Below are 19,337 nucleotides of genomic sequence, written 5' to 3'. Positions count from 1 at the left end.
GATTAAATACGGGGCAACCCGTTGGATCCGACTCAAGGACATGCCTTCACTGGAAGTCCGCGAGCGGGCCAACCGCCCCACCTGCTGAGACACTGGAACGTGGCTCACAATGCCGGGGACGGCACAGCGGTGTTCCTTTTCTTCAAGTCGCCTGCCAGAAGTCGCCGCCCTCGATGAGGCCCGCATCCCCCGCCCACCGGCGCAGGCGGATGCGGGCGGCTTCCCCGCCCGCCGCGCCGATCACCGTGGCCCGTCCCCGCAGGGCCAGCATGGGCTCACAGGCATGCACCGGCAGGCCGTGGATCTTTTGCCCAATTCGCCGCGGGTGGACCTCCGCAAAGCCATGGATCCGCACGCCTTCGGCGGCGAGAGCCCGCCGCAACCGCTTCCCGGTCGGCCCCGCCCCTGCGATCCAGGCCCCGTGTTTCCGGATTCCCTCCAGCTGCGCCAAATGCTGCGCCCGCATCGCGATCCGGGCCTTGTCGCCGTAGCGGGGATCGCTGCGGGTCGCTCGTTTCGGAGAATCGCGCCAGTCGAGCACCCTTTCGGCGATCCGCGCGAATCGGCAGCCCGCCGCCAGCAACCGGAGCCACAGGTCGTGATCCTCCGCCCACGGTCGATCCCGGTAGCCGCCCACCCGTTCCAGCCAACTCCGGCGAATCAGCGTCGAGGGGTGGACCAACGGACACTCGATGAAGCGAGCCCGCGAAATCGCCTCGTGGTCGGCAAGCCCGTTGACCCAATCGACATAGCGCTGCATCCCCTCGCCCAAGGCACTCGTCAGGCGCACCCGACCGCTCACCACCCCCGGTTCATCGCCGGCCTCGGCGCGATCCAGACACAGCCGCAGCCGCTCCGGATGCGAAACGTCATCCGCGTCCATGCGGGCGATCCAACCCGACCGGGCCGCGCGCACACCGGTCATCAGGGCTCCGACGATCCCGGGCGCGTCCTGGTTGTTCAAAAGCCGGATGCGCCGATCGGAAAAAGCCTCCACGACCCGCCGGGAGTGATCCACCGAGCCGTCATCGACGGCCAGCAGTTCGAAATCGCCTTCATCCTGCGCCAGGACGCTCTCGACCGCCGCGGCGAGCGTTTCCTGAGCGTCGCGAAACGGAAGCACGACAGAAACCCGCGGGCTCATCCGTCGCTGAGGGACTTCGCCCACACGCCCCCGGGTCCGGCCACGATGACCAGAGGGCGGCAGCAGACCTCGCAGTCGTAGTCCATTTCCACCGTCCGGCCGCCGGTCTCGGGCACCGCCACCTCGAACCACTCGAAGCAGGTCGGACACTGGATTTCCACGGTTTCCATCACAACGAAATCTGGGCTGACAGAATGGGGTGAAAGTTTGACGCTACCGGTGCCGGGATGTTAGACCGGATCGTCAGGGCGGAGATCCTCCGCCACGAACTGACGACGCAACCCCTGAAACCAGCAACGCAAATGAAACTGACACAAGCACTCTTTTTGGCCGGCCTTCCCCTGGCTTTCGCCGCCTGCTCGGAGTCCGACCAAACCAAGATGAAGGAGGACATGTCCGATGCCGCCTCCTCCGTGTCCGATGCCGCCGACAAAGCCGGCGAGTCGATGAAGGCCGCCACCGAGGAGGCCATGGACAAGGTCAATGAAGCCGCCGACGAGGCCAAGGCCGCCGGCGACCAAGCGGTCGATGCCGCCAAGGATGCCGCTGACGCCGCCAAGGACGCGGCCGCGGATGCCGGCAACCAGGCAAGCGAAGCAGCCGCCGACGCTGCCAACAAGGCCGCGGACCTGGCGGAGGACGCGAAGGACGCTGCCGAGGACGCCATCAACAAGGCCAAGGATGCCGTGAACGCGGCGCGGGAAGAGGCCACCGAAGCCACTCCGGCCCAGCCCGAGTAACCTCGGATCACGAATCCCGTTTCAAGCCCCGCCGGGTCACCCGGACGGGGCTTTTTCGCGGCCCGATCCGCGACGGCGACGGAATTTTCGCCGCTTGCAATCGAACGTCCGCCCGGCAAACGATCCCCCCGTGCTTACGACAACCCTCCGGTTCCTCGGCCTGACCTGCCTGTTGCTGGCTCCCGCTTGGAGTCAAACTCCGGCACCTGCACCGCCCGCACCTCAGGGCGGCGGCCTGGTGGAAGTCAACCGCATCGCCGCCACCGTCAACGGCCAGTCGATCACCGCCAAGGAGGTCGGTGTGATGCTCGGCCCCGAGATCAACCGGCTGATGGCCGAGTTTCCGCGGCGCGGCCCGGAGTTCGACCGACAGTTGATGGCGGCCAAGGACAAGGTGCTCAACGAGCTGATCGACCGCGAGCTCATCATGAGCGAGTTCCGCGAACGCGAGCAAAAGGGCGCCAAGCTGCCCGACCGCGTGGTCGAGCAGGAACTCCAGCGCCAGATCCGGGAGCTTTACAACGGCGACAAGCAGAAGCTGATCGACGAGCTGGCCAAGGCCCGCATGAGCATGGCGTCCTACCGCGAGCTGACGCGGGAAAAAATGATCGTCCAGGCCATGCGCCAGGAAAAATTCAAGGACGCGCCGCCGCCGGTGCCTTCGGAAATCCAGGCGGAATATCAGATCGCGAAGGACGCCTTGCGCGACACCACCAAGGACGTGCTCGACTACCGCAAGATCTTCATCCCGCGCGTCGATGCCGCCAATCCCCTGGCCAGTCCGGAGACCCAGCTGGCGCAGGCGGAAATGGTGACCGAGAAACTCAAGGCCGGCGAGGACTTCGCGGAGTTGGCCGCGAAATATTCGGCCGACGCCTTTGCCGCCGAGGGCGGTCTTCAGACGAATGTCCCGCGCACCGACCTTTCGCCCGAGTTCGCCGCCATTCTGTTCAGCGCCGAGCCGGGCAAGATCCTCGGCCCGCTCGAGGACCCGGTCGGTTTCACCATCGCCCGCGTCGAGCGCATCGACAAGGGGCCCGCACCGCCGTTGTCCGAGGTGAAGGAACTCATCGACCAGCGCGTGCGCGCGAAAAAAACCTCCGAGCGTTACGACGAGTGGATCAAAGGTCTGCGCCGGCACGCGATGATCGACATCAAGCTGAAGTAACGCCCCGATGCCCGGCCGACGGATCCTGATAACGCTCGGCGACCCCGCCGGGATCGGACCCGAGGTGATCCGCGCCGCGCTGGCCTCACCCGAGCTTCCCGGCGGATTCGAGTTCGAGGTGGTGGGCGATCCCTCCCGCGGGGTGCCTGGCCGCCCCGACGAAGCCTCGGCTGCCGAGAGCCTGCGGGCGCTCGAAGAGGCCGGCGATCGCTGGGCCCGGGATCCCACCGTCGCTGCCGTCGTCACCGGCCCGGTGTCGAAGTTCCAGCTGGAGCGGGTTGGTTTCCGCCATCCGGGCCAGACCGAGTTTTTCGCGGAAAAATCGGCCACGAAGAACTTCGCCATGTGCCTCAGCGGCGACCGCCTCACGGTGGGCTTGGTCACCATTCACATTCCCTACGCCTCGGTTGCAGCGGCGCTGACCCAGGAGGAAATCGTCCGCGTCGGCCGCTTGCTGGCGGGCTTTTCCCGGCTCCGCACCAGCCGTGCCCCGATCATCGGCGTCGCCGGACTCAATCCCCACGCGGGCGAGAACGGCAAATTCGGGCGCGAGGAAATCGACCTCATCGGTCCCGCCATCGAGACCCTCAATGCGACCGGCGAAGGCACTTTCCTGGGCCCCGGCGTGCCCGACGCGATCTTCCGCGAGGCGGTCCACGGTCGCTTTGACGCGGTGCTGGCGATGTACCACGACCAGGGCCTGATCCCGCTCAAGCTGGTCGATTTCGACTCCGCCGTGAACGTCACCCTCGGCCTGCCGAAGCCGCGGACCAGCCCCGACCACGGCACCGCCTTCGACATCGCCGGCAAAGGCATTGCCTCCCATCATTCGATGCTGGCCGCGATCCGCCTGGCCGCCCAGCTTGGGCGATGATGACGATCACGCTCTACGACCAGCTGCCGGACGTGCTGCGCAAAGCGTGCATCGGCCTCGATCTCGAGCCGGCCGCCGTCGCGTCGAAGCTCGGATGGAATCTCGCCCAGCTCCGCCGCCAGCTCGACGCCCGCCTGCCGGAAGTGCCGCTCGATGAGCTGGCCTCGGCCACCGGCCTTTCGGCCGAAGGCCTCCGCGCCCTTGGCGGCGATCGTCCGTTTCCGGAACTCCCCGCTTGGGTCGAGCGCCTCGAACTCCCCTTCGAGGACGAGACGGTCAACGCCTGGCGGCTTTCCCACGACGGCTTTTCCTTGCTGGTCGATGCCGGCCTGCACGGCCGCGACCTGCTCGCCGCGCTGCACGGCAGGGTCCCTGGCCGGGTCCTGATCACACACCCGCACCGCGACCATGTCGGCGGGCTCGCCGCCCTCCCCTCGGAAATTCCGAATTCCTCTCCCAAAGCCCCGGCTCGCTTGGAGGCCGGGCCATTCGAAATCACCGTCCACGACCTGGCTGGCCATCATCCCCGCGCGGTCGGCTACGAACTTCGCCTTGCTTCCTCAGCGGAGGAAACCGTGTTCCTTTCGGGCGACGCCATCTTTGCCAGCTCGATGGGCGGCTGCCCCGATGCCGGCGTTTTCCAAACCGCCTGCGGCACGATCGCCCGGGCGATCCGTCAACTTCCGGAGGACACGCTGATTCTTCCCGGCCACGGGTCGGCGACCCGCGTGGCGCTGGAGCGGCGCTACAATCCGTTTTTTCCCTGCTGGGAGCGCGCCGGCCTCACTCCTTGATGCGCACCGCGGTGCCGCAGAAGGTGCAGTGGAACCACTTGAAGAGCAACACGTGGGCGGCGAGCGGAAGGATATGGCCGAGGCCGGGGACGTGGTGCGCCTTCACATGCTTGCGGCAGTGCCGGGGCACATACTCGCGCTGGCCGCAGACCCGGCATTTCACCCGCACCGAGACGGTCATGTAGAGCACGCCCAGGACAGCGAGGAGTGCGGGAAAGACCAGCAACCACTTCGGCACCCACCCCATCGGATCCGGCATCTGTTCGGAGAGCACCAGCAGGATGGATCCGATCACCGCCAGCGGGACGTCGAGCGTGATCAGGAGCACCACCAACGAGCCGAAAATGACCAGCCACGGGCGGTCGTGCAGCACCCCGCGGATGAAAAACCGGCTGTCCCGGCTGCGGCCGCGGTTGGTGGACTCGCGGGCGGTGGTGAGCAGTTTCAATCGCTCGTCCACCTCGCCACGCGGCAAGGGCGCCGGTGCCTCGATGTCGTCCTCGTCGGCTTCGGTCATCGAACGCACGCGGCTGGTGTCGATTCCCCGCCGCTTGTTCGCCTCGGCCTCGCCGATCATTTTCGAAAGCGGGGCACCCTGGGTCAAACCGCGGGGCCTGCCCACTTCCGCGCGGCGGCTGCGTGCCGTGACCCGGATCTCCAGATCTCCGGCGGCCCGATTCAGCACCGGCGCGACCAGGATGGCCGACGGCGCGATGCCCTGCTCCGCCAACTGCTCGGCCGGCAAAGGCACGGCGAGGGGTGAGCGGGAGATCATGTCCAGGACCTCGTCGACCGCCTCGTAGTCCACCCAATCCGGCTTGGCTTCCTCATCGGAAGCGATCTGATCGGCAACGACCTCTTCGGCTGCTTCCGCGGGCGCTTCCTCCGGCTCCTTCCGGTTCTTGCCGCCCGTCTTCTTGGCACCGGCCGGCTTGCGACCGTTGGCACGGTCGATCCAGCCCTCGATCCGCCGCTTGGTGGGCAGCTTCTCGACGATCTTGAGCATGGCATTCGCCTTCTCCAGCTCGGTGAGGAGTTGTCCGGCGTTGACCGGCTCGAGGTGACTCGTTTCCAGATATCCAGCGGCTTCGAGCAGCTCGATTTCAGCGGCGGAAATGCCGGAGATGGTTTTCAGGGCGGCCATGAATCAGGGTGTCGGAAAACAAAGCAGGTGGCTGGCGAAGGTCAAATCACCCGAGGGCGGCGAGCATTTCCCGGAGCTGTGCCAGCTTGGTTCGCCATTCCTCGAGGCGTGCCTTTTCCTGCTCCACCACCTCGGCCGGGGCCCGCTCGACGAAGCTGGCATTGCCGAGCTTGCCCTCGGATTTCGCGACCTCCTTGCCGACCTTGTCGATTTCCTTCGTGAGCCGGTCTTTTTCCGCTTCCACGTCGATCAGACCCTCCAGCGGCATGTAGAACTCCCCGGCCGGTGCCAGTGCCGCCGGCGTGCCTTTGGGGGGGTCGTAGGCCTCGTCGAGCGCGATCTCCCCCGCTCCGGAAAGCAGTGCCAGCGTGTCGGACTCCGACGACAGCCAGGCCGGCGCACCTTTCACCACGAACCTCACGTCGCGGCGGGTCGCCACGTTGTATTCGGCCTTCAGGTTGCGCAGCCGGCCGGCGGTCTCGTAGATCGCGGTCGCCTTTTCCTGCATCTCATCGCGAAGCGCGCCGCGCGGCACGAGCGTCCCGGACGGGAGCAGTTTCTGCATCACGAACTCGCCCTCCGCCACGTAGCCCATGCGCACCGAGAGTTCCTCGGTGATGTGCGGCATGTAGGGGTGCAGCAGTTGCAAATAGACGGCCATCACCGAGTCGAACACCCCCAGCGTCGCCTCGCGCGCGGCCGGCGTGGCGCTCTCGCGCAGGTCGGACTTCACCGCTTCGAGGAACTTGTCGCAGAACTCGTTCCACAGGAACTCGTAGAGCAGGTGCGCGACCTCGCCGAAGCGATACCCGGCATACGCGCCCTGCAGGTTTTCCGCGAGGTCATCGAGCTTCGCCATGATGTCCACGTGGTGCGGACGCACTTCGGTGGCCGAGGAAATCGTGACCACCTCCGTGCCCGCCATCTGGCGGAAACGGCAGGCGTTGTAGAGCTTGTTGGCGAAGTTCCGGCCTTCCTCGATCTGCACCTCATCGAAGCGGATGTCGCTGCCGACCGGAGCGATCCGGATCAGCCCGAAGCGCAGTGCATCGGCGCCATATTTATCCATCAGGTCGATCGGGTCCGGCGAGTTGCCGAGGGACTTGCTCATCTTCCGGCCCTGGAGGTCGCGGATGATCGAGGTGAAGTAGACGTTCTTGAACGGCAGCCCGCCGGCGAAACGGTAGCCGGCCATGATCATGCGGGCGACCCAGAAAAAGATGATGTCCGGCCCGGTCACCAGGTCGGTGGTCGGGTAGAACTTCTTCAGCAGCGCGCTCTCCTCACCTACGGCAGCCATCGTAGCAAAGGGCCACAGCCACGAGCTGAACCAGGTGTCCATCACGTCCTCGTCGCGCACCCACTCGCTCTCGTCGGCGGGCGGCTCGGTGCCGACGTGGATGTCGCCCTTTTCCAAATCCTCCATGCCGAGCGCGGCGGCCTCCTTGAGCTGATCCAGCTTGTCCTTGCGATACCACACCGGGATCTGATGGCCCCACCACAGCTGGCGGCTGATGCACCAGTCCTGCAGGTTCTCCATCCAGTGCGCGTAGGTCTTCTGCCAGCGCTCGGGGCGGAACACGATCTCGTCGTCCGCCACCGCCTTCGCGGCCTCGTCGACGCAGGGGTATTTCAAGAACCACTGCATCGAGATGCGCGGCTCGATCGGCACGTTGGCGCGCTCGGAGAAGCCGACCTTGTTCTCGTAGTCCTCCTCCTTGAGCAGCAGCCCCATTTCCTCGAGCTTCCGCGCCGCCTTCTTGCGGGCGGCGAAACGGTCGAGTCCGTCGAGGTCCGGACACTCCGGGCAGTTCACGCGGCCGTCGGCGTGGAGGGTGTCGATGATTTCCAGCCCGTGGCGCATGCCGATGTCGAAGTCGGCCTTGTCGTGCGCCGGCGTGATCTTCAGCGCGCCGGTGCCGAACTCGATGTCCACATGGTCGTCGGCGATCACCGGGATTTCCGCGTGCGGAAACGGGCGCTTCACCATGCGACCGATGTACTGCGAATACCGTGGATCCTTCGGATTCACCGCCACCGCCACGTCACCCATCAGCGTCTCGGGCCGGGTGGTCGCGATCTGCAGGAACTCGCCGGGCGCATCGGCGAGCTCGTATTTCATGGTGTAGAGCTTCGACCGCTGCGGGGTCATGATGACCTCCTCGTCGGACAGCGCGGTGAGCGAAACCGGGCACCAGTTCACCATGCGCTTGCCGCGGTAGATCAGGCCTTGCTTGAAAAGATCGACGAAAACCTGGCTGACCCAGTGCGTGTAGTCGTCGTCCATCGTGAAGCGCTCGCGCGACCAATCGCACGAGCAGCCGAGGCGCTTGAGCTGCTGGATGATGATCCCGCCGTGCTTTTCCTTCCACTCCCACACGCGGTCGAGAAACTTCTCACGGCCGAGCTCGCGGCGCTTGAGACCTTCTTTTTCGCGCAGCTCGCGCTCGACCTTCGTCTGGGTGGCGATGCCGGCGTGGTCGGTGCCGGGCAGCCACAGCACCTCGTGGCCGGTCTGGCGGGCGCGGCGGGCCAGGATGTCCTGCAGCGCGTTGTTCAGCACGTGGCCGAGGTGAAGGATGCCGGTGACGTTCGGCGGCGGGATGACGATCGAGTAGGCGGGCTTGTCCGAAGCGGGATCCGCCTCGAAGCATTTTCCCTTCAACCACGCGTCATACCACTTCGCCTCAACGGCTTGGGGCTCGTATGCTTTGGCCAGATCCGACATTGCGGCGGAGGGATGCCAGACCCCCCGGTTTTTGTAAAGAAGCCGAACCGCGAATGGACGCGAATGACCGCGAATGATTCTGATGGAGATCGGAAATCGGCGTTTCCTCCGAACACGGCAAATCCAGTTCGACCGGAGGGTTTCCCCAAAAAGAGATCCGGCCGGAGCCGCGAGGAAAAACCCAAAAAACCTCGTGCTCCGGCCGGACCAATCGTTGAAGCGTCCGTGAATGGTGGAGACGCGGCGGACGCGCCGGGTTCATCGTCTCTCCATCCCAATAACGCCGCCGGGCTCCGGGTTTTTCAGGAAATCGAAGCCAGCCTCGGCAGAAAAATTCCTAACCCTTGATTTCCAGCAACATCTGGGGGTTGTTCGGAAACTTTTTCAGGAAATAGAGCAACCGCTCCATGGCCTCCACCGGCCGGTGCCCTGAAAGACCGCGACGGATCATGTGGATCTTGTGCAGCGTGTGCTCGGGCAGGATCAACTCCTCCCGCCGGGTCCCGGACTTGAAGATATCAACCGCCGGATAGATGTAGTTTTCCGCCACCTTGCGATCGAGCACCAGCTCCATGTTCCCGGTGCCCTTGAACTCCTGGAAGATCGCCTCGTCGCCGCGGCTGTTGGTTTGCACCAGCGCCGTCGCCAGAATGGTCAACGAGCCGGCGTCGCGGGTATTGCGCGCGGCGGCGAACAATCGACGCGGCGTCTCCAGCGCGCCGACCATGATCCCGCCGGACCCGACTCCGCGCTTCTTGCCACCGCGCATGCCGCCATTGTAGGCGCGGGCGAGGCGGGTGATGGAGTCCATCAGCAAAAAGACGTGTTTCCCCTGCTCCACCATCCGCTTGGCGCGCTCGATGGCCATTTCCGCGATGCGGGTGTGGTTGCGCGGATGCTCGTCGTTCGAGCTGGCGTAGATCTCCACCCCCGGCAGCGCGCGGCGGAACTCGGTGACTTCCTCCGGCCGCTCATCGACCAGCAGCACCATCAGGTGCAGCGTTTCATCGTGCAGCTCCTGCACCGCCTCCGCGATGTGGAGCAGCAGCGTGGTCTTGCCCGAGCGCGGCGGGGAAACGATCAGCCCGCGCTGGCCGCGCCCGATCGGTGACATCAGGTCGACGACCCGCGTGGTATAGCGGCTGCCCTCCGTTTCGAAGGCGATGCGCTTGCTTGGGTTCACTGCCTTGAGTTCCTCGAAGGCCGGCCATCTTTTCGCCAGCTCCGGGTCCTCGCCATTGATCTGAAGGATTTCCACCAGCTGCGGGCCGCGCGGGCCTTCCTGATAGAGCCCGTGGATCCACTGACCCACGCGCAGCGCGTGATTGCGGATCAGTTCCGGGGAAACGAAGATGTCGTCCTTGGCCTGCTCGAACTTCTTCGAGGGCACGCGCAGGAAACCGAAGCCCTTGGGAGCCAGCTCGAGGAGGCCGTTGCCCTCCATCTTCGGCCCGTCCAGCACCGGCGGCTTGCGCTCCTGCGGCTGGCCGTTCGGCTCGCTCTGATCGTGGCTGGAATGATCGCCGTCCTGAGGGTCCCGGTTCTTTTTCCGCCGCCGCCGCCGCCGGCGCTTGTTGCGACGCTCCCCTTGCGGGTTGTCGCCTTGCTGCGAGTCGTTTCCACCGTCCTCGCGGGCCACCGGACCTCCGCCCGGCACCCGGCCGAACTTCACCGGTCCATCATCGCCGCTTCCTTCATCCGACCGCTCCGGGCGGGGCTGCGGCTTCGGTTCGTTGGACGGCCGGGATTCCTCGGCGGCCGGCTTCGGCTCAGGAGACGATGGCTTCGGTGCGGGCTCCTGAATTCCCAGATCGAGACTTCCCTGGACTTCCTTGGCTGTCGCCTTTTTCGCCGTGGTCTTCTTGGCCGCTTTCTTCGCGGCCTTTTTGGCCACGGTTTTCTTGGCTGCCTTCTTGGCCGCGGTCTTGGCTGCCTTTTTGGCGGCTTTCCTGGCCTTCGGCGGTGCCTCGGCGGTTTCGGCCGGGGACGGATGGGTGTTCTCGTCGCTCATCAGTGGGGAGTCGGGAAAATCAGGAGTCGAGGGCTTCCAGCACCTCGTCGGAGAATTCGAAATTGGTGAAAACATTCAGCGTATCGCCACAGTCATCGAGCTGCTCGTAGAGCTTCATGAGCTGCTTCGCCTGCTCCAGATCGTCGATCATGGTCACGTTCTGAGGCAGGGAGACGAGCTTCTCGGATTTCGGCTCCAAGCCGGCACCGCGCAGGCTTTCGGAGACGGCGAAAAGCTCGGTCGGCGCGGTCAGCACCACCCACTCGTCGCCGTCGTTTTCCAGTTCGTCGCCGCCGGCCTCGATCACCAGCTCCATCAGCCGGTCTTCGCCGGAGCCGACGTTTTCGTAGCGGATTTCGCCCTTGCGGTCGAACTGGTAGGACACGCTGCCCGGGGTGGCCACGCTGCCGCCCGCCTTGGAAAAAATGGAGCGGATGTCCGCCGCCGTGCGGTTCAGGTTGTCGGTGGCGGCCTCCACGATGTAGGCCGCGCCGCCGCTACCATAGCCCTCGTAGGTCACCTCCTGGATCGCATCGCCGCCCAGCTCGCCGGTGCCCTTCTTGATCGCGCGCTCGATGTTGTCCTTCGGCATCGAGACCGCCTTGGCGCTGTCGATCGCCGCCCGCAGCCGGGCATTCATGGTCGGGTCGCCGCCACCATCACGGGCCGCGATCGCAATCTCGTGGGCGCACTTGCTGAACACCTTGCCGCGGATCACATCCACACGGGCCTTGATGTGTTTGACCTTCGACCACTTGTTGTGACCTGCCATGAAAACGATAGAGGGAAAACGGATCTCCGCGAACCAACGACGCTTCGGATACATTCCGACCAACGACGATGGACCGCGGATCGATGGGGCCAGGCCGGATGCGAATGATTCCAGCGGACGAGTCCGTCACCGGATGCCTGGGGCTCTCATTCCCGGATGACCTGAAAAAACTCCAGGTCGACCACCACGCGAACGCCCGCAGACTGCCGTCGCCCGGATCATTTGGCAAAGCAAAAGTTTCCGCGTGGGACGCGGGCGGGATTTCGTGGCAAAACGGATTTCGGAACTTGCGACAGGCGTCACAATTCCTCCGGCCGCTGCAGGTGCTCCGCGATGCGGCCAAGCAGCATGCCGGCGCCGCCGCCATCGACGACGCGGTGGTCGAAGGTGACGATCAGCTCGGCCTCGGTGGCGGGGATGAAGGCTTCCACCTGGTCGCTCCAGACCGGCTTTTTCACGCCGGCGGCGAGGCCGAGAATGAGGGTTTCATTCGGCAGCGGAATCGGCGTGCCGTGGGTCAGCCCGAAGGTGCCGAAGTTCGTCACCGTGGCGATGCCGCCGCGGGTGTCCTCCTCGCGCAGGCGCCGGCGGCGGGCTCGGTCGACCATGTCGGCATAGACGTTGGTCAGCTCGGACAGGGTCATGGTGTCGACGTTGCGCAACACCGGAACCAGCACGCCGTCCTCGACCTGCACGGCCACGCCGATATCGAAGGCGCGCGGATGGACGACGCGCTCACCGATCAGGAAACCGGAGCTGGCGGGGTCCTCCGAGAGCGCGATCGCAAACGCACGCAGGACGTAGAGCGTGAGGCCGGGCTTGGGGTCGAGCTTGCCGCGGTGGTCGAGCACGCGGTCGAGACGTACCGGGCGGCTGACGGTCGCCAGCGGGCGGGTCCAGCTGCGGCGCATGGCATCGGCCACGGCCAGTCGCATCGGCGAGGCGTGGCTGCTCGGCCAGGTTTCGATGTAGTCGAGGAATTTCTCGAGGTCCTCGACCGTCACGCGGCCGCCGGCGCCGGTGCCGGCGACGGCGGAGATGTCGGCCTCGCGCAGCCCCATCTCGTCCATCCGCGCCCGCATGCGCGGGGAAATGTAGTGCGCGCCCTTGACGCCGGCCGGCACGGGCAGTCCGCGCACGCTGGGCTCGACCACCGGCTGGCGCTCCTCGTAGCTGTCGTCATCGATGGCGAAGTGGAGGTTTTCCTCCCCCTTTTCCGCCGCCTGCTGCTGCTCCACCTCGCGGGTCTCGGCGGCGGCCTCGAGGGTTTCCACGCCGGTGCGGGCGACTTCCTCCTCGGTCACGTCGAGCAGGCCCAAAGTACTACCCACGGCGTAGGTCTCACCCTCCACGGCCAGGATTTCCCGGACCGTACCGCGGCACAGCGTGGTGACCCCCATGGTGGCCTTCTGGGTTTCCACCTCGATCACCTCCTGGTCGGCATCGACACTGCCGCCGGGGGCGATGTCGATGCGGATCACGGTGGCCTCGGCGATGGATTCGCCGAGCTGGGGCATGAGGATCGGAACGGTCGGCATGTCTGCTAGAAGGCTAGGAGTTCGCGCATGGCGAGGCAGATCGACTCAGGGGTCGGGCGGTGCGCGGCCCACAGGTTCGGGTGGTACGGCACGGGCGTGTCGCGGGCATTGAAGCGCTTCGGCGGGGCGTCCAGCAGGTGAAAGCCCTCGCTGGCGACGCGCGAGACCACCTCCGCGGTGACGCCGCCCCAGGGAAAGGCCTCACCGAGAGCGAGGATGCGGCCGGTGCGGGCCACGCTGGCCAGGACCGTGTCCATGTCCAGCGGCTTGACCGTGCGCAGGTCGACGACCTCGATCTCCCAGCCGCTTTCCTCCTTCAGCCGGTCGGCGGCGCGGACGGCTTCGTGGACCATCGCGCTGTAGGTCACGATGGTGGCGTGCTTGCCGGGCCGGGTGATGCGCGCCTGGCCGAGCGGCAGCGCTTCCTTTTCGATCACCGGGGCCTTGAGCCAGCGGTAGAGAAACTTGTGCTCGCAGTAAACGACCGGGTCATCGAGCGCCACCGACTGCACGAGCATGTGGTAGGCATCCGAAACGGTCGCCGGCGTGACGACGACCAGCCCGGGATAGTGGGAGTAGGTCGCCTCCATGCTCTGGCTGTGGAAAGGGCCCGAGCCGGGCGCGCCGCCGGAGGGCAGGCGGACGGTGATCGGCACCGGCATGCCGGTCCGGTAGAAGTGGGTGCCGGCGTGGTTGACGATCTGGTTGAAGGCGATCGAGGAAAAGTCGGCGAACTGCATTTCCACCACCGGCCGCATGCCGGCGAGCGCCGCGCCGATGGCCATGCCGACCATGGCGTCCTCGCTGATCGGCGAGTCGAGCACCCGGCCGGGGAATGCGTTGGCGAGCCCCTTGGTCGCCTTGAAGGCCCCGCCGAAACGGCTGATGTCCTGCCCGTAGAGAAAGACACGCGGGTCGTCGCGCAGGAGGTCCTCCTGAGCTTCGAGAATGGCGTCGACGTAGGTGATGCTCATGCTTGGGACTCGGACGTCAAATGCATCGAACAGGCCTCCCACTCCTCGCCCCACGGGTCGGGCTTGGGATCGCGCTGGGCCATGGCCAGGGCGGCCTGGACCTTGTCGGCCAGCTCCTCCTGCCAGGCCGAGATTTCCTCGGCGGACGCGTGGCCGGCCTCGACCACCTGGCGGGCGGCCACCTCCATGCAATCGCGTCCCCAGCGGTCGTCCTTGAGCGTCCTCGGCACGTAGCTGGCGTCATCGTGCTCGCCGTGACCGGTGAGGCGCAGGAGTTTGGCCACCACCATCTGCGGCCCGTGGCCCGAACGGGCCCGTGAGACCGCGGCGCTCATGACTTGGAGGCATTGGAGGAAATCGGTGCCATCGACCGAGTGGCCGTCCACCCCGTAGCCGCGGGCCCGGTCGATCAGGTCCTCGCAGGCGAACTGGCGGTCGTTGGGCGTCGAGTAGGCGAACTGGTTGTTGGCCACCACCACGACCAGCGGCAGGCGCTCGACCGCCGCGGCATTGAGGCCTTCATGGAAGGCACCGGTCGAGGTCGCGCCGTCGCCGATGCAGGTCGCGCCCACCACCCCATCGAGTTTTCCCTGAAGACGGCGAGCGAGCAGCCAGCCGGCGACGACCGAGACGGACGAGCCGAGGTGGGAAATCATTGCCAGCATCCCCTGCTGCGGACGGCCGCGGTGGATGTTGCCATCGCGGCCACGCATCGGGCCCAACGCCGAGCCGAGGTAGGTGCGGGTGCAGTCTTCGATGTCCTCGCCGAAAGCCGTGCGGCCGGCCTGGTCGCGGATCAGCGGCGCGAACACGTCGGTGCCGGGAATCAGGCACGAGCCGAGCGAGGCGGACACGGCCTCCTGGCCTTTCCCCAGGTACACGCCGCCGACGATCTTGCCGGCCTTGTAGAGGCTGGAGAGCTTGGTTTCGAGGATCCGCGCTTCGAGCATCGCCCGGTAGACCTTGCGGGCCAGGTCCCGGTCGGTGATTGGCTGGGTACGTTCGGCGGTTTCCGGCACGGGCAGAGGCTAAGACCTCCCCTTCCCGCCGGGCAAGGGATATGAGAGTCCGTGTGACGCCGCTGACACTGGACAGCCGCCGTGTTCCGCCCCTATGTCCGCGGTCGCGGAGACGACTGCCGCTCTTTTTCCCATGAAACCGACCCTTCTCGTGCTCGCCGCCGGCATGGGCTCCCGCTACGGGGGCCTCAAACAAATGGATCCGATGGGTCCCAACGGGGAAACCGTCCTCGACTACTCCGTCTTCGACGCCCTCCGCGCCGGCTTCGGCAAGGTCGTGTTCGTGATCCGCGAGGATTTCGCCGATGCCTTCCGGGAAACGGTCGGCGCCCGCTTCGCCGGGCGGATCGAGGTCGCCTACGCCTTCCAGAAGCTCGACGACCTGCCGGACGGATTTTCGATCCCCGAGGGCCGCGAGAAACCCTGGGGCACCGCCCACGCCGTGCGGGCCGCGCGCCATGAAATCGATGGCCCCTTCGCCGTGGTCAATGCCGACGACTTCTACGGCGCCGACGCTTACGCGGTGATCGCGGGCTGGTTCGCCAAGCACCCCGGCAACACCGGCAAGGAGCACTACGCGATGGTCGGCTACCCGCTGAAGAACACGCTTTCCGAACACGGCACGGTGAATCGCGGCATCTGCCAGACCGACGACGCCCGCCTGCTGACCGACGTCGAGGAAGTCGTCGAGATCGCCCGCGGCGAGGACGGCGTGGCCCGCGGCAAGCGGATCGCCGGCGACATGCTGGAAATCGACGAAGCCTGCCCGGTATCGATGAACTTCTGGGGTTTCACGCCGTCGTTCCTGGCGCAGCTCGAAGTTCACTTCACCGAGTTCCTGCGGGAGAAAGGCGGCGAGCTGAAGAGCGAGTGCTACATTCCCACCGTGGTCGATGACCTGATCCGCAAGGGCGAGGCCGACTGCGAAGTGCTCGAAACCACCGCCAACTGGTTCGGAGTGACCTATCCGGACGACAAGCCGCACGTGGTCGCCTCGATCGCCGCGCTGGTGGAAAACGGCGACTACCCCAGCCCGCTGGTCTGAAGACCGCTTTTACTCTTCAAAATGGCGCGGCTCACTCCCGCGCCATTTTCATTTCCCACAGCAGCACCGCCGAGGCCGCCGCGGCATTGAGTGAGTCCATGCCGGAGGCCATCGGGATTTTCACCAGAGCATCGCAGGCCCGCTTCCAGAACGAGGTGAGGCCTTTCTCCTCGCTGCCGATCACCAGCGCCTCCCGGCCCTCCTCCCGCCACTCGTAGCCGCCGAGGCCTTCCGAGTCCTCGCTGCCATCGGCGCCGATCAACGTGAACTTGGCCGCCTTGAGGCAGCGCAGAACCTGTCCGCCATCGGCCACCCGCACCGGGATCCGGAACAGCGCGCCGCTCGATGACCGCACGGCCTTCCTTTCGTAGGGGGAAACGCCATCCTCGCCGAAAATCACCGCCTGCGCCCCGAGGGCCGCGGCATTGCGGACGATCGCGCCGGCATTGGCCGCATCCGCCAGCGAGGGGCACACGACGACCCGCGCGTCGGCACCCAACTCCTGCATCAGCGCGGCCACGTCCGAGCGCTCTTCCGGCAGCTTCGCCAGGCCCAGCACGCCACGGTGAAACGCGTAGCCCGCCACGCCTTCGAGCATGGCCCGCTCCACCCGTGTCAGCTCCAGCCCGCTCCACGTCGGCAGGTTCCACTCGCAGTCCTCGGCGGCGAGGATCCCCTGGACATCCCACCAGCCACTGATCGCCGCCTCCACGGCATGGCGCCCCTCCAGCACGATCCACGGGTCGCTCCGCTTGCGGACCTGCCGGGCCAGTTCATCGATCCATTCCATCCCGCCGCGGTGATTAGCACCCGCCGCCGGGGCCGTCACGGGAAAGTCCCCACCTCTCGCCAATCGCATCCATCCAGGCAAACGAAAGGGGCCGCACACCCGTGCGGCCCCTGTTTCGTCATGAAATGAAATCGGTGTGGCTCGCGCCAACACGGGAACGATGCCGATATTTTGGAAATCCGTCATGTCCCAAAGATTTGGGACACGGACGGCTGGCGAACCTTCCAAGCTCTCCCCCCTCAAGAGAGATCGAGAAATCCCCGCCGGATCGCCTCGCTCACCGCCGCCGGCAGGCTGCGCACGTGCAGCTTGTCGAAGCAGCGCTTGATGTACTCCGTCACGGAATACTGGCTCAGCTCCAGCTGGTCGGCGATTTCCTGCCGGGTCAGGCCTTTCGCGGACAGCGAAAGCACCTCGCTTTCCCGGGCCGACAGCGCTTCGTTCGAGGGAATCGGGCTCAGCCGCCGGAAGGTCTGCAGGATCATCCCCGCGATCTTCGGATCCAGCGGCGTGCCGCCCGCCATGACTTCTTCCAGCGTCTCGATCAGCCGCGTCGCGCTGCCCGCCTTCACCAGGTAGCCATGCGCGCCGGATTCCAGCGCGGCGAAGACCTTCGCCTTGTCGGTGAAGGCCGTCAGCACCAGCACCTGCACCAGCGGCATCAGCTCGCGGATCTGGCGGATGCCATCGATCCCGCTCATCCCCGGCAGGCCGAGGTCCGACAAAACCAAGTCCGCCTCCAACCCGCCTCGGATCGCCTCCAGCGCATCCTCCATGGTCGAGAATTCGCCCGTCACCTGGTAGCCGCGCTGCTGCAGCACCATCGAGACCGACTCGCGGAAATCCGCGTGATCCTCGATCAAAATCAGCCTCGTCGGTTTTTCCTTCTCCGCCACGCCCCACGACATAGCGCCCCCCGCCAAGCGGCTCCATCGCAAAAGGGCGAGGAGCGCCGATTATGAAATTGGCGCCGCCTCGCCTGAAAAGTCCGCATCCCACTGAGGTAGAAAGCCCTCCACCCCCTCCCATCCGAAACCGCCAAAGTTATCCACACTTACCCTCATTGACCACCGGCCCTCCGCTTTCGCAATCTCCCCTTCCCGATGGCCACCGACACCCACGCACCCTCGCTCCAGAAAGCTCCGCCGCGCGATCGCGACCGCGATGATGACGATGTCTCGCGCTCCCTGCCCCACGCCCTGGGGCCGGAAAAGTCGATCCTTTCCTCCATGCTCAAGGATCCCGAGCAATGGATCGGCCGCGCCAAGGAAGAAGGCCTGACCCGCGAGCACTTCTACCTGCCGGGCCATGGCCTGCTCTACGAGACCATCGGCGAGCTCAACGACAAGGGTGCCGAGATCGAACTCGTGTCACTCGCCCAGCTGCTCCACGACCGCGGCATCCTCGACCACGTCGGCGGTTCGCAGGGCATCATGGACATCTACACGTACGCGCCGAACGCCGTCCACTTCATGAACCACATGGCGATCGTGAAGGACAAATACGTCCTGCGATCGATCATTTCGACCTGCACCGAGTCGATCTCCGAGGCCTACGACAACCCCGAGGACACCGCGCAGCTCCTCGACCGCGTCGAGCAGGACGTGCTCGCCATCCGCCAGGGTCGCGAATCAACGCGCGGGTTCTCGATCAAGGACTCCGTGCTCGAGGTTTTTACCAAGTTTCAGGAAATCCTCGCCGGTCAGATGGAAGTTCAGGGCGTGGCCACCGGCTACACCGATCTCGACTACATGTCGAAGGGCCTCAAGCCCGGTGAAATGTTCGTCGTGGCCGCCCGGCCATCCATGGGCAAGACCTCGCTGATGATGAACATCGTCGAGCACATCTGCGTCGACCAGCAGGTGCCGACACTGGTGTTTTCCTGTGAAATGACCGCCTTCCAGATCGTGCAGCGTCTGGTGTTCTCGCGGGCCCGGCTTTCGATGAGCAAGCTGGGAAAAGGCTTCAAGCCGACCAAGGACCAGATCGGCAAGCTCAAGCGCTCGATCAAGGAAATCGGCGACTCGAAGCTGTGGGTGGACGACACCGCCGGCATCCCGATCGACACCCTCCGCGCCAAGGCCCGGCGACGGAAGCGCGAGGATGGCGTGGGCCTGATCGCCATCGACTACCTCCAGCTCCTCAAGTCGAACTCCCGCCAGGCGGCCAACTCTCGCGAGCGGGAAATCGGTGAAATCTCCGCCGGCATCAAGGCGCTGGCCAAGGAGCTCGAGGTCCCGATCGTGGTCCTGGCCCAGCTCAACCGGGGCCCGGAAGGCCGGACCGGATCCTCGCTCGGCGTGCCGCGGATGTCGGACCTGCGGGAGTCCGGCACCATCGAGCAGGACGCCGACATGATCGGCCTGCTCTACCGGACCGCCTACTACGCCGAGACCGAGGAGGAAAAGGAAGCCGAGGCCGGCAAGGCCGAGCTGGTCCTGGCCAAGAACCGGAACGGCGAAACCGGCCACGTCCCGCTCACCTTCCTCGCCGAGTACATGCGCTTCGAGACCCGCGCCCGCGAGAGCGAGCCCTGAAAACGGTCCGGTCAACGTTCCCGCCCGACCAAGCCGGCGGGAGACTGAGACCGGGTGAG

Annotated in this window: 17 protein-coding genes; 6 read left to right on the top strand and 11 right to left on the bottom strand. The window is 65.9% G+C overall.

What is annotated here, in order from left to right; all coding sequences use genetic code 11:
• Positions 1-142: 142 nt before the first annotated feature.
• Together ABXH26_RS13610 and ABXH26_RS13605 are read right to left on the bottom strand one after the other, a co-directional pair.
• Positions 143-1,144 (bottom strand): glycosyltransferase, encoded by a 1,002-nt coding sequence (locus ABXH26_RS13610; protein WP_353567628.1) that lies wholly within the window; start codon positions 1,142-1,144, stop codon positions 143-145.
• A complete protein-coding gene (locus tag ABXH26_RS13605) occupies positions 1,141-1,314 on the bottom strand; it encodes a zinc ribbon domain-containing protein (RefSeq protein WP_353567627.1) in 174 nt (57 codons plus the stop codon). Before ABXH26_RS13605 ends, ABXH26_RS13610 begins: the two co-directional genes overlap by 4 nt.
• 132 nt (positions 1,315-1,446) lie before the next feature.
• Here ABXH26_RS13605 and ABXH26_RS13600 point away from each other — a divergent pair, with 132 nt between their 5' ends.
• The 4 genes from ABXH26_RS13600 to ABXH26_RS13585 all read left to right on the top strand — a co-directional run bounded on the left by ABXH26_RS13600 (position 1,447) and on the right by ABXH26_RS13585 (position 4,720).
• Positions 1,447-1,884 (top strand): hypothetical protein, encoded by a 438-nt coding sequence (locus ABXH26_RS13600; protein WP_353567626.1) that lies wholly within the window; start codon positions 1,447-1,449, stop codon positions 1,882-1,884.
• Positions 1,885-2,014: 130 nt separating this feature from the next.
• Positions 2,015-3,052 carry a peptidylprolyl isomerase gene (locus tag ABXH26_RS13595; RefSeq protein WP_353567625.1) on the top strand — a complete coding sequence of 346 codons (1,038 nt, stop codon included), beginning with the start codon at positions 2,015-2,017 and terminating at the stop codon, positions 3,050-3,052.
• Between the two features lie 7 nt (positions 3,053-3,059).
• Entirely contained in the window at positions 3,060-3,926 is an 867-nt protein-coding gene (pdxA, locus tag ABXH26_RS13590) for a 4-hydroxythreonine-4-phosphate dehydrogenase PdxA (protein ID WP_353567624.1), read from the top strand.
• Positions 3,923-4,720, top strand: coding sequence for an MBL fold metallo-hydrolase (locus tag ABXH26_RS13585; protein WP_353567623.1), 798 nt, complete (start codon positions 3,923-3,925; stop codon positions 4,718-4,720). The genes pdxA and ABXH26_RS13585 overlap by 4 nt, the downstream gene beginning before the upstream one ends.
• Here ABXH26_RS13585 and ABXH26_RS13580 read toward each other — a convergent pair.
• From ABXH26_RS13580 to ABXH26_RS13550, 7 genes are all read right to left on the bottom strand, one after another.
• Complete coding sequence (locus tag ABXH26_RS13580; RefSeq protein ID WP_353567622.1) at positions 4,710-5,864, bottom strand: DUF4332 domain-containing protein; 1,155 nt, start codon at positions 5,862-5,864, stop codon at positions 4,710-4,712. The two genes, ABXH26_RS13585 and ABXH26_RS13580, sit on opposite strands and share 11 nt — an antisense overlap.
• Before the next feature lie 46 nt (positions 5,865-5,910).
• Complete coding sequence (locus ABXH26_RS13575) at positions 5,911-8,592, bottom strand: valine--tRNA ligase (RefSeq protein WP_353567621.1); 2,682 nt, start codon at positions 8,590-8,592, stop codon at positions 5,911-5,913.
• 337 nt (positions 8,593-8,929) lie between these two features.
• A complete protein-coding gene (gene rho / locus ABXH26_RS13570; protein ID WP_353567620.1) occupies positions 8,930-10,603 on the bottom strand; it encodes a transcription termination factor Rho in 1,674 nt (557 codons plus the stop codon).
• 19 nt (positions 10,604-10,622) lie between these two features.
• Positions 10,623-11,375, bottom strand: a complete 753-nt coding sequence (locus ABXH26_RS13565; RefSeq protein WP_353567619.1) for a YebC/PmpR family DNA-binding transcriptional regulator — start codon at positions 11,373-11,375, stop codon at positions 10,623-10,625.
• A 299-nt stretch (positions 11,376-11,674) separates the two neighbouring features.
• The gene (locus ABXH26_RS13560) at positions 11,675-12,913 is read right to left on the bottom strand and encodes a 2-oxo acid dehydrogenase subunit E2 (RefSeq protein ID WP_353567618.1); all 1,239 of its coding nucleotides are present in this window, start codon (positions 12,911-12,913) and stop codon (positions 11,675-11,677) included.
• Between the two features lie 5 nt (positions 12,914-12,918).
• On the bottom strand, positions 12,919-13,887 hold the full coding sequence (locus ABXH26_RS13555; protein WP_353567617.1) for an alpha-ketoacid dehydrogenase subunit beta: 969 nt from the start codon (positions 13,885-13,887) through the stop codon (positions 12,919-12,921).
• Complete coding sequence (locus tag ABXH26_RS13550) at positions 13,884-14,906, bottom strand: thiamine pyrophosphate-dependent dehydrogenase E1 component subunit alpha (protein WP_353567616.1); 1,023 nt, start codon at positions 14,904-14,906, stop codon at positions 13,884-13,886. Before ABXH26_RS13550 ends, ABXH26_RS13555 begins: the two co-directional genes overlap by 4 nt.
• Positions 14,907-15,039: 133 nt before the next feature.
• On the opposite strand from ABXH26_RS13550, the gene ABXH26_RS13545 reads away from it, so the two are divergent.
• Positions 15,040-15,951: a nucleotidyltransferase family protein gene (locus tag ABXH26_RS13545; protein WP_353567615.1), complete on the top strand. Its 912-nt coding sequence runs from the start codon at positions 15,040-15,042 to the stop codon at positions 15,949-15,951.
• Positions 15,952-15,982: 31 nt separating this feature from the next.
• Here ABXH26_RS13545 and ABXH26_RS13540 read toward each other — a convergent pair whose 3' ends face one another.
• Both ABXH26_RS13540 and ABXH26_RS13535 read right to left on the bottom strand, forming a co-directional pair.
• On the bottom strand, positions 15,983-16,741 hold the full coding sequence (locus tag ABXH26_RS13540) for a TrmH family RNA methyltransferase (protein WP_353567614.1): 759 nt from the start codon (positions 16,739-16,741) through the stop codon (positions 15,983-15,985).
• Between the two features lie 239 nt (positions 16,742-16,980).
• Complete coding sequence (locus tag ABXH26_RS13535) at positions 16,981-17,604, bottom strand: response regulator (RefSeq protein WP_353567613.1); 624 nt, start codon at positions 17,602-17,604, stop codon at positions 16,981-16,983.
• A 240-nt stretch (positions 17,605-17,844) separates the two neighbouring features.
• Between ABXH26_RS13535 and dnaB the strand changes: the two genes are divergently transcribed.
• Positions 17,845-19,278 carry a replicative DNA helicase gene (dnaB, locus tag ABXH26_RS13530; protein ID WP_353567612.1) on the top strand — a complete coding sequence of 478 codons (1,434 nt, stop codon included), beginning with the start codon at positions 17,845-17,847 and terminating at the stop codon, positions 19,276-19,278.
• Positions 19,279-19,337: the final 59 nt, after the last annotated feature.

The sequence above is a fragment of the Haloferula sargassicola genome, assembly GCF_040362925.1.
GTDB classification, from domain to species: domain Bacteria; phylum Verrucomicrobiota; class Verrucomicrobiia; order Verrucomicrobiales; family Akkermansiaceae; genus Haloferula; species Haloferula sargassicola.
The sequence above is the reverse complement of the archived record's forward strand: the minus strand, read 5'-3'. Positions and strand labels throughout refer to the sequence as shown.

What these genes read in the sequence shown, in the direction of transcription:
- ABXH26_RS13605 (WP_353567627.1), bottom strand. Translation starts at nt 1,314, where the DNA reads ATGGAAACCGTGGAAATCCAGTGTCCGACCTGCTTCGAGTGGTTCGAG.
- ABXH26_RS13545 (WP_353567615.1), top strand. Translation starts at nt 15,040, where the DNA reads ATGAAACCGACCCTTCTCGTGCTCGCCGCCGGCATGGGCTCCCGCTAC.
- rho (WP_353567620.1), bottom strand. Translation starts at nt 10,603, where the DNA reads ATGAGCGACGAGAACACCCATCCGTCCCCGGCCGAAACCGCCGAGGCA.
- ABXH26_RS13560 (WP_353567618.1), bottom strand. Translation starts at nt 12,913, where the DNA reads ATGCCGACCGTTCCGATCCTCATGCCCCAGCTCGGCGAATCCATCGCC.
- ABXH26_RS13575 (WP_353567621.1), bottom strand. Translation starts at nt 8,592, where the DNA reads ATGTCGGATCTGGCCAAAGCATACGAGCCCCAAGCCGTTGAGGCGAAG.
- dnaB (WP_353567612.1), top strand. Translation starts at nt 17,845, where the DNA reads ATGGCCACCGACACCCACGCACCCTCGCTCCAGAAAGCTCCGCCGCGC.
- ABXH26_RS13585 (WP_353567623.1), top strand. Translation starts at nt 3,923, where the DNA reads ATGATGACGATCACGCTCTACGACCAGCTGCCGGACGTGCTGCGCAAA.
- ABXH26_RS13600 (WP_353567626.1), top strand. Translation starts at nt 1,447, where the DNA reads ATGAAACTGACACAAGCACTCTTTTTGGCCGGCCTTCCCCTGGCTTTC.
- pdxA (WP_353567624.1), top strand. Translation starts at nt 3,060, where the DNA reads ATGCCCGGCCGACGGATCCTGATAACGCTCGGCGACCCCGCCGGGATC.
- ABXH26_RS13555 (WP_353567617.1), bottom strand. Translation starts at nt 13,887, where the DNA reads ATGAGCATCACCTACGTCGACGCCATTCTCGAAGCTCAGGAGGACCTC.
- ABXH26_RS13580 (WP_353567622.1), bottom strand. Translation starts at nt 5,864, where the DNA reads ATGGCCGCCCTGAAAACCATCTCCGGCATTTCCGCCGCTGAAATCGAG.
- ABXH26_RS13610 (WP_353567628.1), bottom strand. Translation starts at nt 1,144, where the DNA reads ATGAGCCCGCGGGTTTCTGTCGTGCTTCCGTTTCGCGACGCTCAGGAA.
- ABXH26_RS13565 (WP_353567619.1), bottom strand. Translation starts at nt 11,375, where the DNA reads ATGGCAGGTCACAACAAGTGGTCGAAGGTCAAACACATCAAGGCCCGT.
- ABXH26_RS13540 (WP_353567614.1), bottom strand. Translation starts at nt 16,741, where the DNA reads ATGGAATGGATCGATGAACTGGCCCGGCAGGTCCGCAAGCGGAGCGAC.